We start from the raw sequence: 15,622 nt of genomic DNA on the forward strand, positions 1-15,622 counted from the left end.
CATATTAAGAAGCTGCAGCTCTTTTGTCACTTTGTTCATATTAAGCTGCCCGTTACTTAAGATGCAAAACAGCTGCCAGCTCGTCAATGACCTGCCGAACATCATCCTTTGTATTGTAAAAATGGGGTGCAATTCGGATCACATCGTTTTTTCTGGCAGAAACAATAATATTCTCTCTTTCATAATAGATGCTATCTGCCCGGCATTTTCTGCATAAAAAGCAATCATGGCGCCCCGTTGATCAGCAGATAACGGGCTGACAACTTGTAACCCTTTTTCTTGTCCGTCATTTAATGCGAATTGAACTAATTGATTTAAATTAAGAAGATATATTCTCTACTCCTATTTCAAGAAGCAAACGGATAGCGGCAGAAGCGGCATAAGCGCTGATGAAAGATGGTGTTCCCGTCTCAAAACGCCGCGCTCCAGGCACATGTGTCAGTTGGCGAACAGCGAATTGCGAATGATTCGCCTGGCCAAACCATCCTGTCACACGTGGCTTCCATTGCTCGCATACGGTGCAGACTCCCACCTTCCCATAAAGAGGCGGGAGTTTCTTTTCCCGCGCTGAAAATCAAGTAGAGGCTTGCCGATTTGGAAAATGCTGCGGAAGAGGTGTGCGAGCTTCAAGAAAGCGCGATACGCCGCCAACCACTTTTTTTGCCGTTGGCCGCAAATTCCCGGTATATAAAAAATAAACAGCGACTCTTTTCCAAGATGATGAGCAATCATCTATAAAGTTATTCATCCAAAACTTGTCTCTCTTTCGTCCGTTGAAACCACGCATATATTGTTTGAACATCTTCTTCATCAAGATCTGCGACTTTTCCTGCGGTGCCGCCGGGACCTGACGCGACCGTGGCCTCAATGGTTCCCAGACGTCTCCGCCGCTGAAACAAGTTATAGGAAGCTTCCATGGATTGGATGCGGCTTTTTAACATATAAACAGTTTTGACGCTCAAAAAACGGCTTCTTAATGCAAGTTGATGATTGGAAACCGCCCAGCCGGCGGTCCGGTAGTTGAGATAGCCGAAATAAGCAGCGACTGGAAGCGCCAATAGAAGCAAAAAGCCCCACGGACGAAGCCAAAAAGCAGCGAGGCAAACAGGGGCAAGCAACACATATAAAGGGCGGGCCATGTAACGGATGCGCGCCCGCTTTGGCGGCGCGATGAACTCATGCTCCACATGATAATCTGGAAAACAAGACAGAATGACGGAAGCAATTCGTTTCTTTTTGACAAGCGGACAAAGAACAACACTTCCGCGAATGCCTTCATTGAAAGCTTCTCCTGCATAAATAACATAAACCGAAGCATATCCGAACCATCGCCGTATGATGTTTTCCTTTATCACAATGCCCTGCACCCGCTCGATCGGGATCGCGACCTTTTTCCTTTCAAGGAGCCCTCTTGAGATGACAATGTTCTCCCCTGCTTTTTCCACCGTAAAAAACGCATATTTGAACATATTTTGCACGACAGATACCATATAGGCAGCAATAAAAATAAATAAAACAACCGCCGCTGTATAGAAGACACCGTGCGCAATAAATGTTTGCGCATCTTTATATAGCTTCTCATAAGGAATGAGCTCATCAAATTGGGAGATAAAAAGAAAGATAGCGGAAATAACACCAAACGTCCCGCCGCTCGTCACGGCGACTTGGAAAATTTCCCAAACATTCATTGAAAAGATGACAGTTTTCGTTTCTTGTTCCAATTCTTGGTCGTGTTTGGAAGAAGCTATTGCACTTTCATCTTTCGCCACAATTTCCTTGATTTCTTTGGATTTTTGCAGCAAATACTGAAGCCGTTTCGCTTCTTCCCTTGTCACGGCCGTCAATACGGCCTCTGCTTCTCCATATTGATTACTTGCCGTCTCCACCTTTACTTTTACAACTCCGACCATTCTTTGCAAAAATCCTTCGGATATGGAAATGCCTTGAATGCGTTCAAACGGAATGTACCGTTTTTTTCTCACAAACACGCCGTATTCAATGCGCAATTCTCCTTCTTCCAGCCAATACGTAAAGCGAAGCCAAGAAACGATTCCGATGGCGATCGTATAAATAATGAAGGCGGACGGGACTGCGATATCCCACATCGAGGAAATCGTTTTATTGCCGATAATGGTGACAAGGATAAGCGGCAAAAGCAGGTCTTTCAGCTCTTTTAAAATATTCTCAACAACGGAAATGGGATGCAGACGTTTTTTCTCATACATCTTCATCCGCCACCCTCGCTAATTTAGAAATATGATAACGCAGCTTCTCCGCTTCCTCTTCATCAAGCGCCGGGATGACATGCATCGTCGCCGCTGTGAAAATGGCGACAGAAGCCAGCTTGTATTTTTTCAGCAACGGCCCTTGGATTGAATCGACATGCTGCACGCGAATCATCGGAATCAATGTCCGTTTCACGACAAACAATCCTTTTTGAATTTCGATTTCCTGTTCACGAACTTCATAGCGCCATCTCCGCCAACGCAAAGCAGGAATAAAGAAAATAAAAAAATAAGCTTCTCCTATCAATAAAATAATTAAAACCGGAATGATCCATTTCGTTCCGCCAAAAACAAGCAGGACGGCAACAATGGCGGCAGAAACAAGAAAAGAAACGGCGACCCCGATCATGCCGTATATCCGCCATACCAACAGCGCCCGCTCAGAAATTCTTTTTCCAGGATCCCCTTTCATTATTTTCCATCCTCCCACAAACAATAACAACGAATCTACGTACTAGTATACAGTAAACTTCCAGTTTTAACTATCTCTAACTATTGAAAATAATCAAAAACTCGACAAAAAATTTTGCAAACAACAAAAAACGGCCTTTCTCGTTGGAAACGTCCGAGAAAAGACCGTCAACTGCATCAAATTTTTTTCCCTATCATATTTTCACCCAACCATTTCTTCTGTTTGTGATTCCTTCATTCTCTCTTTTCGCAAACTTTTTCCTGTCTGCATATCAAATAAATGAAGCGAAGAAAGATGGAAGGAAACTGTTATTTCGCTTTTGTATTCAATGGCAACAGTTGGTTCGGCAAAAAGACGGAGCTGTTCGCTACCAACGTTTATGCGGATGATTTGGGCATGGCCTATCGGCTCGATCATCTGCACGATTCCTTTAACGCGAATGTCGCCGCCCTTTCCTAATTTCACATCATGCGGCCGGATTCCAACATATACATCAAGTTCCCCTTGAGCCGTGTTCCATTGTTCGTGGTCTAACTCTGTAGACTGGTTGAGGAAATAAAGCTGATTTCCTATCAGTTTTCCACGAAACACATTCATCGGCGGCGTCCCAATAAATTGAGCGACAAAAAAGTCACTCGGCCGGTGATATAGATCCATCGGCGTGCCATATTGAATGATTTTCCCATCTTTCATAACAGCGATCCGGTCTGCCATCGTCATCGCTTCTTCTTGGTCGTGGGTAACTAAAATCGTCGTGATGCCTAATTCTTTATGAAGGCGGGAAATTTCCTCTCTCATTTCGATTTTTAATCTGGCGTCGAGGTTGGACAGCGGCTCATCCAGCAGCAATACTTTCGGTTTTTTCACAATCGCGCGCGCCAAAGCGACGCGTTGCTGCTGGCCGCCGGAGAGTTCATCCGGCTTTCTGTCCAACACATGCCCGAGCCGCACCATTTCTGCCGCTTGTCTTGCCCGTTCTATTCGCTCTTTTTTCGGCACTTTTTGCTGCTTAAGCGGGAAGGCAATATTTTCTAATACGGTCATATGCGGATATAAGGCGTAGCTTTGAAAGACCATGCCGATGTTTCTGTCTTTCGGCTCCCAATCATTCACGAGCTGTCCGTTAAAGCGGATTTCCCCGCTATCTGGTTTGTAAATTCCCGCGATCATTAGCATTGTCGTCGATTTTCCGCAGCCGCTCGGGCCAAGAAGCGCAACAAATTCCCCGTCTTCAATTATCAAGTTCATGTTATCGATCGCATTCGTTTTTTTATCAAACGATTTACATAGATTTTTCAGCTCAATTTTCATACGCCTTTACCTCCTCCCACGCTTACTTCCATCAATGATTTTTGCGTGAAAATGAAGAACAAGATCACCGGCAGCATATAAAACAGCGATACCGCGCTCAACAAACCGTAGTCCACTAAGTTTGGATCGCTGATTAGTCTTTGCAAATATGAAGCGAGCGTGATGTTGTCATCGCTGACAATAAACATATAGAGCAGCAAAAACTCCGACCAGCCGGATAAAAACGAGAAAATGCTGATAGCAGCGATTCCCGGTTTAATCATCGGCAGCACAATGGTCAACCACACTTTCAAGCGGCTGCATCCGTCTATTAATCCAGCCCATTCCACATCCCATGGCACATTGTCAAAAAACCCTTTGATGATCCAAGCCGTCATCGGAATTTGCAATGCAGTTTTGACAAGCAGCACGCCGAACAGTGTGTCAAACAATCCTAAAAAATTTAAAATATAGTATACGGCAATCAGCAAGGCGACACTTGGAAAAGCGTGCAAAATCAACGTCGTTTTCATCAGCATCTGCCGCCCCGGAAATTCGATGCGGGATAATGCGTACCCTGCCATAACACCGATAAGCACTTCGAGCATTGTCAACGTAATCGAAAACAAAAGGGAATTCCATGTCGCCGTCCAAATGCTTGGAAGCATCGTGCCCTTGTATTCGACATTCGTCCATAAAAATTTCCAGTTCTCCATGGTAAAACCGACCGGAATAAAACCGTATTTCATTTGCTTTGCGAAAGAACTTAGCAGCAACCATATATACATCAAAATAACCGGCATTGTCGTAATTCCAAGCAGACCATAGGCGATAAAAAACGGAAGACGCTTTTTCCATTGCAAAGCAGGCCGCCGTGTCAGCGTGGCAGATACGGCGGCTTCGGTGTGAAGCCGTTGCTCCATATTCGCCACCCCTTTCTTACTCGATTTTCGAAGACCGCATCATTTTTTGCATGCCAAACCACTTCCACATCATAAACGAGAAAATTAAAGCGATGATGACAAGAACGAGGGAAATCGCTGAACCATAGCCAAATTCGAAATTCTGGAACGCCTTATGGAAAGAATATAAAGCAAGCACTTCGCTTTCAAACAAAGGTCCGCCATTAGTAAGCAAGAAAATATATTCGTACGAAGTAATAAGGGACAAAAATTGCCAAAGCGTCACGAACATCAATGGCCAGCGGACAGCAGGGATAATGATATCTTTAATGATCGACCATTGCGACGCCCCGTCGACATTGGCGGCGTAAAACAAATCTTTTGGAATGGACTTAATCGCCGACGAAAAAATAATCATCCCAAACGATGCGCCAATGATTCCGTTTGCTAAAATGACGGCGGTCATCGGATATTCATGGAGCCACGCCACCGGTTCCATATGGAAGAGCGCCCGCAAACTGTTGAGCACCCCATATTCGCTTGGATCGAAAAACCATAGCCAAAGCAGGACATACACGACCGGCGGCGACATTCTCGGCAGCATCCAAATTGTCCGAAAAATTAAGCCAACCGACTCTTTTTGAATATAATAGCTGGTTAAAATGCCTAAAACGAAGCCAAAACCTACGTTGATAAGCAAAGTGAAACCGACATATAGCGCAGTGTTTTTTATAATCTTCATGATGTTTGGGTCTGCCAACAGCTTTTGGAAATTTGCCAATCCTGCAAATTCCCACCGCATGGCTGAATCCATGTTCGTAAACGCCAATATGGCAATCAAAACCACGGGAAGAAAAAAGAAAAGAAAGATAAGCGCCAGAAACGGTCCAAGCATGATCGCCGGCAACTTCCATTTCCTTACCGCCGCTCTCACATTTCACCCCTCCTTGAAAAGATGGATACCTGGCAGTGTGCGCCAGGTATCATTTGTTTACTCAACGATTTTTAGCTGATCGCCGAGATCGTTCTTCAGCTGTGTTTCTAAATCTTTCAACGCTTGTTCCGGCGTTTTTTTGCCAAGCTCTACGGATTGGATCGCGTTAAATACCGCTTTCGAATATTGCGGGAATCCGTTATGGTTTGGCAAGAATGTCGTATATTCAGACATATACGCGACATTTTTTAATGTTTGATTTGCTTGGAACGTCGGATGGTCCAGCACGTTTTCCGTTACAGGCAGATGGAATGTTTCAACATCATGTTTGGCCTGCAAAGCCGGATCCGCTACAAGCTCCAATAGGCGTTTGACAAGCTCTGGATGTTTTGTTTGCGCAGAAACCGTATATACAAACGGGTGTGAAAGCGTAATTGGCTTACCGCCTTTTTCCGCTGCTGGAATGAGCATCATGCCGAGATGTTCGTTCACCCATTTTTCATCGACTTTGCCAAGTTTTTCGTGGAAATTGTCCTGAGCCCAGTTAAATACATTCCAAATGCCGCCATAATAGAACAACGCTTTGCCGTTGACGACGGTTTTATGGATATTGCTCCACTCCATTTGCGTCAAGTTTTTCGGAATTAATTTTTTCTGCGCGATTTCATCATAATAGTCGAGCTGTTTTTTCACCGCCGTTTTGTCCAACACAATCTTATTTTCTTTCGGATCGTACAAGGTGCCGCCGAAATTGTATACCATCACATGGAAATCAGGCCCTTCTACCGGACGATGGATGATGCCGTATGGCACCAAACCTTTTTTCACCGCTTCTTCCGCTACTTTCGTCATGTCCGCTAACGTAAACTCTCCGTTTTTTACTTTTTCCGGAAGGGAATTGATTTCTTCTTCACTCCAGCCAAGCTTTCTCAACACATCTTTATTGTAGAAAACCGGACGTGCTTCCGTGTCTTGTAAGGCACCCCAAATACGGCCTTTATATGTTACCGACTCCCATAGGGACGGAAAGACATCCGCATACGCCTTCGATTGTTTCAATTCATCCAATGGAAGGATGTAGTTGCCGTCGGCCAGCCAGCCGATGTTTTCATGTCCTGTCGTATAAATATCAGGCGCTTTTTTCGAACGGAATGCGAGCATAAATTGTTTCGCGTATTCGTCGGTGCCGCCGTCAAATGAACTCGTTTCCACTTTGACCTGAATGTCTTTTCCTTGTTCTTTCAGCTCCTGATTCAGTTTTTCAGCCGCTTTCTTCAAGTTTTCGACCCGAGTCAATTCCGCTCCGATCGTCTGCGCTTTAATCGTTACGACTTTCCCATTTTCTTCGTTTCCAGATGAATCACTCTTTCCGCAGCCGGAAAGAACCCCCGCGGCCATCAATAACGTGGATAGTAGGACAGCGATTCGTTTTCTCATTTTTTTCATTTTCTCACACCTCACTCCTTTAATTTTTTTAATAAAAGGAGAAGGAAAAGAAAATGATCCATTGAGCAAACGAAATGGGAACGTTCCCACTCAGGATAAAAGATTCATGCGGGCAAGCTCCCACACAATGCCGATTTATGAATATTCCGGACCGGAAAAGAGACAGCAAAGAATGGAAATCGACGTGCAAAGTTGTGATCAAGCGGACATAGTTGGATAAACGAGCCGCTTTAACATCCAGCAGTTGATTCTCGAACGACTAAAGTTGGCTCATATTCAATTTTGCCTTTCTGGACATCTTCATTTTTGATTAATCGGTCTAACCAAGAGACCGCATCTTCTCCCATTTTAGTCTGATTAATATGAACGGTCGTTAAGGAAGGATGGAATATGCTCGAGTAATCAATATCGCCAAAACCGGCGACAGCAATATCATCAGGGATGCTGATCCCTTTTTCCAACAAAAATTTCATTGCGCCCATCGCCAGCATATCATTCGTAGCGAACAGCGCTGTCGGTTTTCTTGATCGGAAGCGATCCCAAACAGCTGATAACCCTTTATACCCATCAGCGAAGGCAAAGCTAGAAGAAACGTGAACATCTTCTTCCGTCATCTCTCCGCCAAGCTCCCTCATGCGCCGGCGGAATCCCTCAAGCCGCAAGCGGTGGTTTTCCTGTGGGCCGCCAATCACGAAAACCCGCCGATGCCCCAACTGATACAAGTGTTCGGCGATGTACGCTCCGCCTTTAAAGTCATGATGGACAAGCTGAATGACATTCTCTTTTTCAACAGACGCGTTGACGGCGACGTAAGGAATATGAAATTGATCAATATAATCGGCGATTTCCTGGCGAAATCCGCTGATGAGAATAAGCCCGTCTACCCGCTTTTCTACCATATAATCGACCGATTTTAACGATTTTTCTTCATCTGTGGCAACAAGTACGGAATAGTTGAGGTTTTTCGCTTTGTGGAGAATGGCGTCAATTATTTTGCCATAAAACGGGTGTGAAGCGATAGAAGCATGTGGATGATAATAATATACGACCACGCCAATATTGTTCGTGCGCTGCGAAACCATTGCCCTTGCCAAGGCGTTTGGTTTATACTGCAGCTCTTTCATGGCTTTGAATACTTTTTCCCGCGCTTGTTGACTTGCAAAGCCTTTTCCGGAAATGACGCGCGAAACTGTCGACTTTGAAACACCAGCCCGCAAAGCGATGTCTTTAATGGTGTAGCTCACCAAAGCTACCTCCCGTATATCGTTCTGGTTCTTTTTCAAAGCCGCTCCCTGTGGTTAATGTTATAGCTATGTTTATTATTTGTCAAACATTTTGTTGTTATATAAAAAGCAGCGCATTAAAAACAACGAATTATTCGTGCAAAAAAGCCTCTTCACCACTTTTTTATGATGAGCACTCATCCTAACCTAACAGGAATATTAGCAGAATGAAGGATGAATGCTTTATTCCCTTCCTTCAAAAACTCCCGCCTCTTGATGGAATGGAGGCGGGAGAGGTCCATTTAGTTCGCCGAACTCAATTGTGCTGCCTTTTTTACTGGTTTTTTCCAATATTTTTCATTGCCAGGCAAGTCATCAAACCAAGTGGCGTCTTTCGGACAATCCAAAACGATAAATTTTCCATATTGTTCATCATCTCTGGACTGATGATATTTCAGGTATGCTTTGCCGTTTTCGATTGCCAATATTTCAATTTTTCCTGAGGAATGGCTCATAACGAGGCGGACGCGTTTGCCTAATCCCGATGTTCTTGCTTTTGCTTGTTCAACGATTTGATATACTTTTTCCAGCGTCAATACGAAATCGCTGTTGCCCGCTACCGGTCTATTAACAAAGAAGTAATACGGCGTTACTCCTGCCCATGACAGTTTATCCAGCAATTCTGCCAACACTTCAGGGTCATCATTTATTCCTTTTAAGATAGGCGTTTGGTTCACAACGATAACCCCGGCATCGTGAAGGGCTTGAAAAGCTTTGCGCGCTTCCTCTGTTATTTCACGCGGATGGTTCACATGTGCCATGACATAAATGCGTTTTTCTGGTGTGGAATATTGGCGGAACAAATCAAGCAGCTCTTGATCTTCATAAATTCTCATAGGATTAAAGACAGGCAATTTTGAACCAAAACGGATGATTTTCACATGATCAATCGCCCGCAATCTCTCGACAATCTGCCTAATTTTTTTAGTTGCCAAAATAAGAGAGTCTCCGCCAGTCAATAAAACGTTGTTTATTTCAGGAGTTTGTGCAATATATTCTATACCAGGCGTCACATCGGACATAGCTTCTTTCACATCGCTACGAAACAAACGCTTCCGGAAACAGAACCGGCAATATGCTCCACAAACTTCTGAAACGATGAGCAATGCAGTCGTTTTATACTTGTGCTGACACCCTGGCACCACATAGTTGGCTTCCTCATCGGAAGCATCCCAGCTGCCATATTCATTTAGCTCCCCTTCATTCGGTATCACCAATTTCCGTATAGGGTCGTTCGGATCATCCCAATTAATCAAATTCAGATAATATTCGTTCACTCTAAATACATATTTATTAGTGATTTTTTTTAATTTTTCCCGTTCTTCCTTCGGGATTTGTGTGATTTTTTCGATATTTGTAATATACTTTGGCTGTGCCATCCTACCACCTCTTTTAAAAATGTTTTCTATAAAATAAAACTAACAAAAGTGTGAAAGAGATGCAAAGTTTAATATAATATCCATTATCAATCATCTTCTATTTTAGTTTGTTCATTTATTTGACTTTAGGCGGACATCATTCCAGCGGCTATGATCAGAAAACCACAAAAAATTTGTACAATAATAGCGATGGAATTTAGAGAGGTAGCCATGATAACCTTTCATGTTTTTTATGGCTAAAGGGCCATGGCTACCGAGAACTCCCTGTCAAGCACCCGATAACTAAATATTTGCTCGCAAAAACAAAATGGATGGCGATGGTAGCGCGAATTCCTTAAAATGGTCTTCCACCACTGTTTATGCTGCGGGCCTCAATGACGAAACATATGGAAGCGTTTCTCCTCGAGCATATTTGCGATGATTGCATCTTATCCGATTACAAGGAACCAGCCGCTTGTTCAAACGCTTTTTTGGCGGCCTCCAAATGGGATATCCACTCGTCAATTCCTTCTCCAGTGCGGGCCGAAACTTCAAAAACGGGAATGCTTGGTCTTATCTCGTTCAGCGCCTCATAGAAGAGATCTCGTTGAAACCCCACTGCTTCGGCCAAGTCGATTTTCGTAATGACCGCCATATCGGCACTGTTGACGATAGTAGGATATTTCACTGGCTTGTCTTCCCCTTCCGTCACAGAAAAGAGAATGACACGCTGATTTTCCCCTAAATCGTAACTTGCCGGACACACAAGATTGCCAACGTTTTCGATAAAGAGAAAATCGATATTTTCTAAGTCCCATCCTTCCACAGATCTTTTAATCATATCCGCCTCAAGATGACAAACTGTACCAGTAGTAATTTGACGCACTTTTGCTCCGCTCTGGCGCAAACGTTTAGCGTCATTTTCTGTGGCTAAATCACCGACTAGGGCTGCCACACTATACCGCTGGCGAAGACGGGTCAATATTTCGGTAAGCAAGGTCGTTTTTCCAGCACCCGGACTTGAGACCAAATTGACGACGTAGACACCGGCCTCCTGAAACTGCTTTCGTAATTCTCTTGCAAGAATATCATTTTTCTTAAGGACATTCTGCCGAATTTCAACGACCCGGGGATTTAACATCATCTCTTTCATCTTTTACACCCCTTTCAAGGAAAACAATTCCATCTCCCGCCCTTCGAGCACTTGACTTGTTTTTGTTCCACACACAGGACATCGCATAGGAAATGGTTCAGATAAAACATGGGCTTCTTGACAAGCTGGGCAGAAGACTTTAACAGGAATATCCTCAATGATGAGCTTAGCCCCTTCCAGCAGCGTCCCTTCGATAACCACATCGAAGGAAAATTCCAGCGCTTCCTTTACTACCCCCGACAAGACACCAAGTTTTAAATGAAGGGCATGTACCCGTTTCATCCCTGTATGTTTTGCTGCCTCGATGGCTAATTCCGCCAAGTTTTGCGCGATGGACAGTTCATGCATAGCCGGACACCTCTTATCTATATTGAGAAAAATGGGAAAAATGAGCACTGCTGGATTCACCTTGGAACCATGCATGCCCGCATAACCCCAAGGAGCTGCGCAAACTTGCAGCGCCTTGACAACCATCATTACTTTCTCGTCAAGGTAACCAAAGCGGCACCATCAATCCAGTCGCCTTCTTGAACGCTTCTCTTCCCCCGCCACCGTACCGTCTCCGTTTTTCAACATGGAAATGATTCACCGATTTCCTTTTGCAAAACTATCTTTTGGCCCGCGTTCTGACAACTTCCCTCTGCAATCTTTCCTAATCATCCAAGGTTGGAAAATCCATCTTCCCTGCTTTCAATTTTTGATACACCATCTCAACTGCTTGCCTTATTTCAGGAGAGACCGGAACCCCAAAGGCGACGATAGAAGGCTGGATCCCGATAAAGTAGACCTCTGGAACCAGTTCTTTCAACGCTGAGATGAAGAACGATAAAGGTAACCGATGTGTCGACAAAATCCATTCATCAGCAATATCGTTTTCAGAAATGAGACGCACGCTTCCGGCTTTCAAGTTCATGTCGCAGGCATCTACCACTACGGCTACTTCTGGTTTCATATCACGCACGCGATGAAAATAATTTTCTGGAACCGAACCGCCATCGATTACTTCCCACCCGGGTATGCGATTTCTTTCTAAAAGGCGGGCCAAAAGCGGCCCGGCTCCATCATCCCCCATCATCTCGTTACCTACTGTAATCACTAACCTCTTCACTTAATCTCACCACCAAATATACAGCTGGCTCTTTTTTTATCATTTGGAGAAGTTGTAACAGATTGTTCGCCCATTTTTTCTCTTCCGGGAGGAAACTTGGATCGGCTTCAGACAGTGCCGATCCTAAAGCTGCAACATGATCCCTGTTTATCTCTAATTCCCCCCATTTGGCTAGACCTTCCAGCTTTCTTTTGGCTTTCCCTTGGGGAAGTTTGCCAATCCAATTAAAATAGTCTTCCTTTTCGATAACCATAACGGGCGATAAACAATCTACCACTCCTATATGATGACCAATAGCCAGAGCATAATACTTCAGCTGCTTAACCTCAGGAGCGACATTATTTTCATTTCCTTCATCTACAAATTTTTTGTACAGCTTAAAGAACTTTACCTTACCCGGCATGATGGCTTACCCTCTCCATATAAATCTTGTGCAATTTTAAAATAACTTCGGCCAGTCGCGGATCTTTCTCTTGTTTTACCAGCTCTTTAATTTTCTGATCGACCACCAACGGGTTCCCTTCCTTTATAAACTCGATATATTGCGCGGCGATGCGCCGCCCCTGCAAGTAACCGCTCAGGCGGCGCGCCTCCCATTCGAGCTCTTTAGCAAGATCTGGGGAAACCCCATCGTACTTCGGAGTGACGTGAGTAACGTCTTCCTCAACAAACTGTTCTCCTTTAATCTTTTGTTGAAGCAAATCCAAGGCTATCGCAAGACCGTACAACGTCGCTGCCGGAGTTGGAGGGCATCCGGGAATATATACATCTACAGGAAAGGCGCTTTCCGCTCCTCCCCATACCCCGTAACAATCATGAAAAATCCCGCCGCTGCAGCTACATGCACCATAAGCTACCACAATTTTTGGATCTGGGGCAGCTTGATACGCCCGTATCGCCGGCAGCCTCATGGCCCTCGTCATCGGGCCGGTGATGAGAAGAATATCGGCATGCCGCGGAGTAGGTACCACCTTGATGCCAAACCGCTCCGCATCAAAAGTCGGTGAGATGGCGCTAAAAATTTCAATCTCGCACCCGTTGCATCCACCACAGTCCACGCGGTACACGTAAACAGAGCGTTTAATGACATTTTTCAACTTCGCCTTCAGATCTGCCAGTTTTACTTCTTGATCCATCTTAACGCCTCCCTCCTTAACACCCTAATTGTGCACCCATGGAGCTGCCACCTGCCGGCGTCGGCATTCCGGACATACGTTCACGAGCTGCTTCCACTTTTCTTTGTCATGATCAGTCAATCCTACTTGTTCCAAGTTTGCCAGTACGTATTCCAGTTCACGATAAGGCGCAAAGTGCTTTCCACAGGAGCTGCACTTACAAAGCTGGATCTCAGCACGGCAGTACAGGTCTTCCTTTCTGCTGGCAGCCAATTCAAACTCTTCTGAGAGAGCGATGGCACCCGTAGGGCATACCTCATCACAACGGCCACAGAAAATGCAACGGCCATAGTTTATGTTCCAAGACACGATCCCCCGTTTGAAATCATGCTCCATGGTAATGGCATTAGACGGACAGGCGGTAGCGCAGGCACCGCATGCAATACACTGGCTAAAGTCGTAAACAGGTTTCCCGCGAAAGCCAGGCGCAACCTCTAACGGTTTAAAGGGATACTTAACAGTAGCTTCCCCGACCTGTAGTGCTTTTTTAAGCAATTTTAACATCTTGGAAATCCCCCTTTCGCTTATAGCCGGGCTAGAGTTTTAGCGGAGAGTCCTTTCTTTCTTGGCAGTACCGCTCCAGCTCCCTATATTCGATCGTTTTTGCCTTTCTTTTACGCACGTCGATCACAGTAACCCGATCACAACAGGAATAGCAAGGGTCGATGCTAGCTATGATGAGCGGAGCATCAGAAACCGTGTTGCCCTGAAACATATATCTGAGAGATGGCCAATTATTATAAGTTGAGGCCCGCGCTCTCAGCCGATATACATTCTGGCCGCTTCCTGTCATTACCCAGTGAACATTTTCCCCCCTTGGTGCCTCGGTATATCCAACGGCAAAGGTGTACGGTTTATAAGAAAACCCCTCTACAAGAACAGGTCCTGGAGGCATTTCACTCAGGCATTTTTCAATGATGTCCAAAGATTGGAACAGTTCCGCCGCTCGTACTAATTGTCTGGAAAGAACATCGCATCCATCCTTGGAAATGACGTTCCAAGTTATCCGATCGTAAGCCGCATACGGATGGGTCATCCGCGTATCCCTTGCAAATCCTGATCCCCGCAAATTAGGACCTACCGGGCTATAATCTCGGGCTACTTTCGGGTCAAGACGGCCTACTCCTTTCGTTCGAGAGATAAAGTTAGTAGTATTGACCATAATATCAAGGAGCTCATCAAGATCTGTCCGCATCTCGGAAACTAAACGCAACACTTGATCTCTTTCCTCTTTTAAAATATCCCGGCGCACACCGCCAATCAGGTTCATGCCGTAAGTTTTACGGCCTCCGGTAAGAATTTCGGCCATTTTCATCGACTTCTCCCTAACCCGGAAGAAGTGCATGAAACCTGAATCGAACCCCACCAGGTGGGCCGCCACCCCAAGATTCAGAAGGTGGCTGTGCAATCTCTCCACCTCTAACAGGATCGTGCGAATATATTGAGCACGCAGCGGCACCTCAATTCCATTGGCAGTTTCCAGCGCCGTCGCATACGCCACGCTATGGGTATAGCCGCAAATACCGCAGATCCGCTCGACGAGGAAGTTAACTTGGTGATAGTCCATGCGGGTCTCCGCCAATTTCTCTATCCCGCGATGCACGTAGAAAAGGCGGTAATCCGCGTCTATAATATACTCACCGTCGACATAGAGCCGGAAATGCCCCGGCTCGTCGTTGGCAATATGCAACGGACCGATAGGTACCTCGACAATCCCCTCTCCTTCCACTTCGATAAACTTGTAGCTTTCTTCCTCCACTGCCGGATCAGGACGAAAAACGTTGGCATCTTTCCGCAGAGGATAATGGTGATCCGGCCAATCATCAGGCAATACCAGCCTCCGCGTATCGGGAAGGCCCACTGGTTCAAGACCGAACATATCCCGCACTTCCCGCTCATACCATACAGCCGCCGGCACCCGTGGGGTTACCGAAGGAAACTCCGGTTTATGGGAAGGAATCAAAGCCTTTACGGTCAACCAAAAATTTTGCCGGGAATCCTGCGCTTGTTCCATGGAAAGAACATAGTATAGCGCAAAATGTCCGTTCAAGCTGCGCTCATCATTCCCGATAACGTTGGCGAGCCATCCTCCCTGCCGGTAATACACCTCTTCCACCACTTCTGGAAGAGAGTTAAGCTTAACGGTCAATGTTACCTGATCCGGTGTTTGCCAGCTTTCATCGAGGATTGCAGTTCCAAACTTAGACCGCAACGCTTCCACATATTTTTTGCCTTGATCGGATTTCATTTTATTTTCCATGCCATGTTAACCTCCT

The 15,622-nt window shown here is 45.3% G+C and carries 16 protein-coding genes; all 16 read right to left on the reverse strand.

Annotated elements, in window-relative coordinates:
* Positions 1–319: 319 nt before the first annotated feature.
* On the reverse strand, positions 320–493 hold the full coding sequence (locus tag AOT13_RS21100; RefSeq protein ID WP_232511530.1) for a hypothetical protein: 174 nt from the start codon (positions 491–493) through the stop codon (positions 320–322).
* Between the two features lie 247 nt (positions 494–740).
* Positions 741–2,231 carry a PH domain-containing protein gene (locus tag AOT13_RS13315; RefSeq protein ID WP_013400788.1) on the reverse strand — a complete coding sequence of 497 codons (1,491 nt, stop codon included), beginning with the start codon at positions 2,229–2,231 and terminating at the stop codon, positions 741–743.
* On the reverse strand, positions 2,218–2,697 hold the full coding sequence (locus tag AOT13_RS13320) for a PH domain-containing protein (RefSeq protein ID WP_003250326.1): 480 nt from the start codon (positions 2,695–2,697) through the stop codon (positions 2,218–2,220). Before AOT13_RS13320 ends, AOT13_RS13315 begins: the two co-directional genes overlap by 14 nt.
* Positions 2,698–2,898: 201 nt before the next feature.
* Positions 2,899–4,008 carry an ABC transporter ATP-binding protein gene (locus AOT13_RS13325; RefSeq protein ID WP_013876885.1) on the reverse strand — a complete coding sequence of 370 codons (1,110 nt, stop codon included), beginning with the start codon at positions 4,006–4,008 and terminating at the stop codon, positions 2,899–2,901.
* Entirely contained in the window at positions 4,005–4,910 is a 906-nt protein-coding gene (locus tag AOT13_RS13330) for a carbohydrate ABC transporter permease (RefSeq protein WP_003250322.1), read from the reverse strand. The genes AOT13_RS13325 and AOT13_RS13330 overlap by 4 nt, the downstream gene beginning before the upstream one ends.
* Before the next feature lie 16 nt (positions 4,911–4,926).
* The gene (locus AOT13_RS13335) at positions 4,927–5,823 is read right to left on the reverse strand and encodes a carbohydrate ABC transporter permease (RefSeq protein ID WP_013876884.1); all 897 of its coding nucleotides are present in this window, start codon (positions 5,821–5,823) and stop codon (positions 4,927–4,929) included.
* Between the two features lie 57 nt (positions 5,824–5,880).
* Positions 5,881–7,269: a sugar ABC transporter substrate-binding protein gene (locus tag AOT13_RS13340; RefSeq protein WP_042385287.1), complete on the reverse strand. Its 1,389-nt coding sequence runs from the start codon at positions 7,267–7,269 to the stop codon at positions 5,881–5,883.
* 230 nt (positions 7,270–7,499) lie between these two features.
* Positions 7,500–8,513 carry a LacI family DNA-binding transcriptional regulator gene (locus tag AOT13_RS13345; RefSeq protein ID WP_003250317.1) on the reverse strand — a complete coding sequence of 338 codons (1,014 nt, stop codon included), beginning with the start codon at positions 8,511–8,513 and terminating at the stop codon, positions 7,500–7,502.
* A 281-nt stretch (positions 8,514–8,794) separates the two neighbouring features.
* A complete protein-coding gene (locus AOT13_RS13350) occupies positions 8,795–9,931 on the reverse strand; it encodes a KamA family radical SAM protein (protein ID WP_003250316.1) in 1,137 nt (378 codons plus the stop codon).
* Positions 9,932–10,367: 436 nt separating this feature from the next.
* Positions 10,368–11,063, reverse strand: coding sequence for a hydrogenase nickel incorporation protein HypB (gene hypB / locus AOT13_RS13355; protein ID WP_042385284.1), 696 nt, complete (start codon positions 11,061–11,063; stop codon positions 10,368–10,370).
* Between the two features lie 3 nt (positions 11,064–11,066).
* Positions 11,067–11,411 (reverse strand): hydrogenase maturation nickel metallochaperone HypA, encoded by a 345-nt coding sequence (hypA, locus tag AOT13_RS13360; RefSeq protein WP_003250312.1) that lies wholly within the window; start codon positions 11,409–11,411, stop codon positions 11,067–11,069.
* Positions 11,412–11,715: 304 nt separating this feature from the next.
* Positions 11,716–12,171, reverse strand: coding sequence for a hydrogenase maturation peptidase HycI (gene hycI, locus AOT13_RS13365; RefSeq protein ID WP_003250311.1), 456 nt, complete (start codon positions 12,169–12,171; stop codon positions 11,716–11,718).
* On the reverse strand, positions 12,143–12,574 hold the full coding sequence (locus tag AOT13_RS13370; protein WP_003250309.1) for a formate hydrogenlyase maturation HycH family protein: 432 nt from the start codon (positions 12,572–12,574) through the stop codon (positions 12,143–12,145). Before AOT13_RS13370 ends, hycI begins: the two co-directional genes overlap by 29 nt.
* Positions 12,564–13,307, reverse strand: a complete 744-nt coding sequence (locus tag AOT13_RS13375) for an NADH-quinone oxidoreductase subunit B family protein (RefSeq protein WP_013400783.1) — start codon at positions 13,305–13,307, stop codon at positions 12,564–12,566. Before AOT13_RS13375 ends, AOT13_RS13370 begins: the two co-directional genes overlap by 11 nt.
* A gap of 24 nt (positions 13,308–13,331) precedes the next feature.
* Positions 13,332–13,850, reverse strand: a complete 519-nt coding sequence (locus AOT13_RS13380; RefSeq protein WP_013400782.1) for a formate hydrogenlyase complex iron-sulfur subunit — start codon at positions 13,848–13,850, stop codon at positions 13,332–13,334.
* 31 nt (positions 13,851–13,881) lie between these two features.
* Positions 13,882–15,606 carry a hydrogenase large subunit gene (locus tag AOT13_RS13385; RefSeq protein ID WP_013400781.1) on the reverse strand — a complete coding sequence of 575 codons (1,725 nt, stop codon included), beginning with the start codon at positions 15,604–15,606 and terminating at the stop codon, positions 13,882–13,884.
* Positions 15,607–15,622: the final 16 nt, after the last annotated feature.

The sequence above is a fragment of the Parageobacillus thermoglucosidasius genome (assembly GCF_001295365.1).
In the GTDB taxonomy this organism is placed as follows: Bacteria; Bacillota; Bacilli; order Bacillales; family Anoxybacillaceae; genus Parageobacillus; species Parageobacillus thermoglucosidasius.

Coding starts and splice junctions, on each gene's coding strand:
- AOT13_RS13315 (WP_013400788.1), bottom strand. CDS start 2,231: ATGAAGATGTATGAGAAAAAACGTCTGCATCCCATTTCCGTTGTTGAG.
- AOT13_RS13320 (WP_003250326.1), bottom strand. CDS start 2,697: ATGAAAGGGGATCCTGGAAAAAGAATTTCTGAGCGGGCGCTGTTGGTA.
- AOT13_RS13325 (WP_013876885.1), bottom strand. CDS start 4,008: ATGAAAATTGAGCTGAAAAATCTATGTAAATCGTTTGATAAAAAAACG.
- AOT13_RS13330 (WP_003250322.1), bottom strand. CDS start 4,910: ATGGAGCAACGGCTTCACACCGAAGCCGCCGTATCTGCCACGCTGACA.
- AOT13_RS13340 (WP_042385287.1), bottom strand. CDS start 7,269: ATGAAAAAAATGAGAAAACGAATCGCTGTCCTACTATCCACGTTATTG.
- AOT13_RS13350 (WP_003250316.1), bottom strand. CDS start 9,931: ATGGCACAGCCAAAGTATATTACAAATATCGAAAAAATCACACAAATC.
- hypB (WP_042385284.1), bottom strand. CDS start 11,063: ATGAAAGAGATGATGTTAAATCCCCGGGTCGTTGAAATTCGGCAGAAT.
- hypA (WP_003250312.1), bottom strand. CDS start 11,411: ATGCATGAACTGTCCATCGCGCAAAACTTGGCGGAATTAGCCATCGAG.
- AOT13_RS13370 (WP_003250309.1), bottom strand. CDS start 12,574: ATGCCGGGTAAGGTAAAGTTCTTTAAGCTGTACAAAAAATTTGTAGAT.
- AOT13_RS13375 (WP_013400783.1), bottom strand. CDS start 13,307: ATGGATCAAGAAGTAAAACTGGCAGATCTGAAGGCGAAGTTGAAAAAT.
- AOT13_RS13380 (WP_013400782.1), bottom strand. CDS start 13,850: ATGTTAAAATTGCTTAAAAAAGCACTACAGGTCGGGGAAGCTACTGTT.
- AOT13_RS13385 (WP_013400781.1), bottom strand. CDS start 15,606: ATGGAAAATAAAATGAAATCCGATCAAGGCAAAAAATATGTGGAAGCG.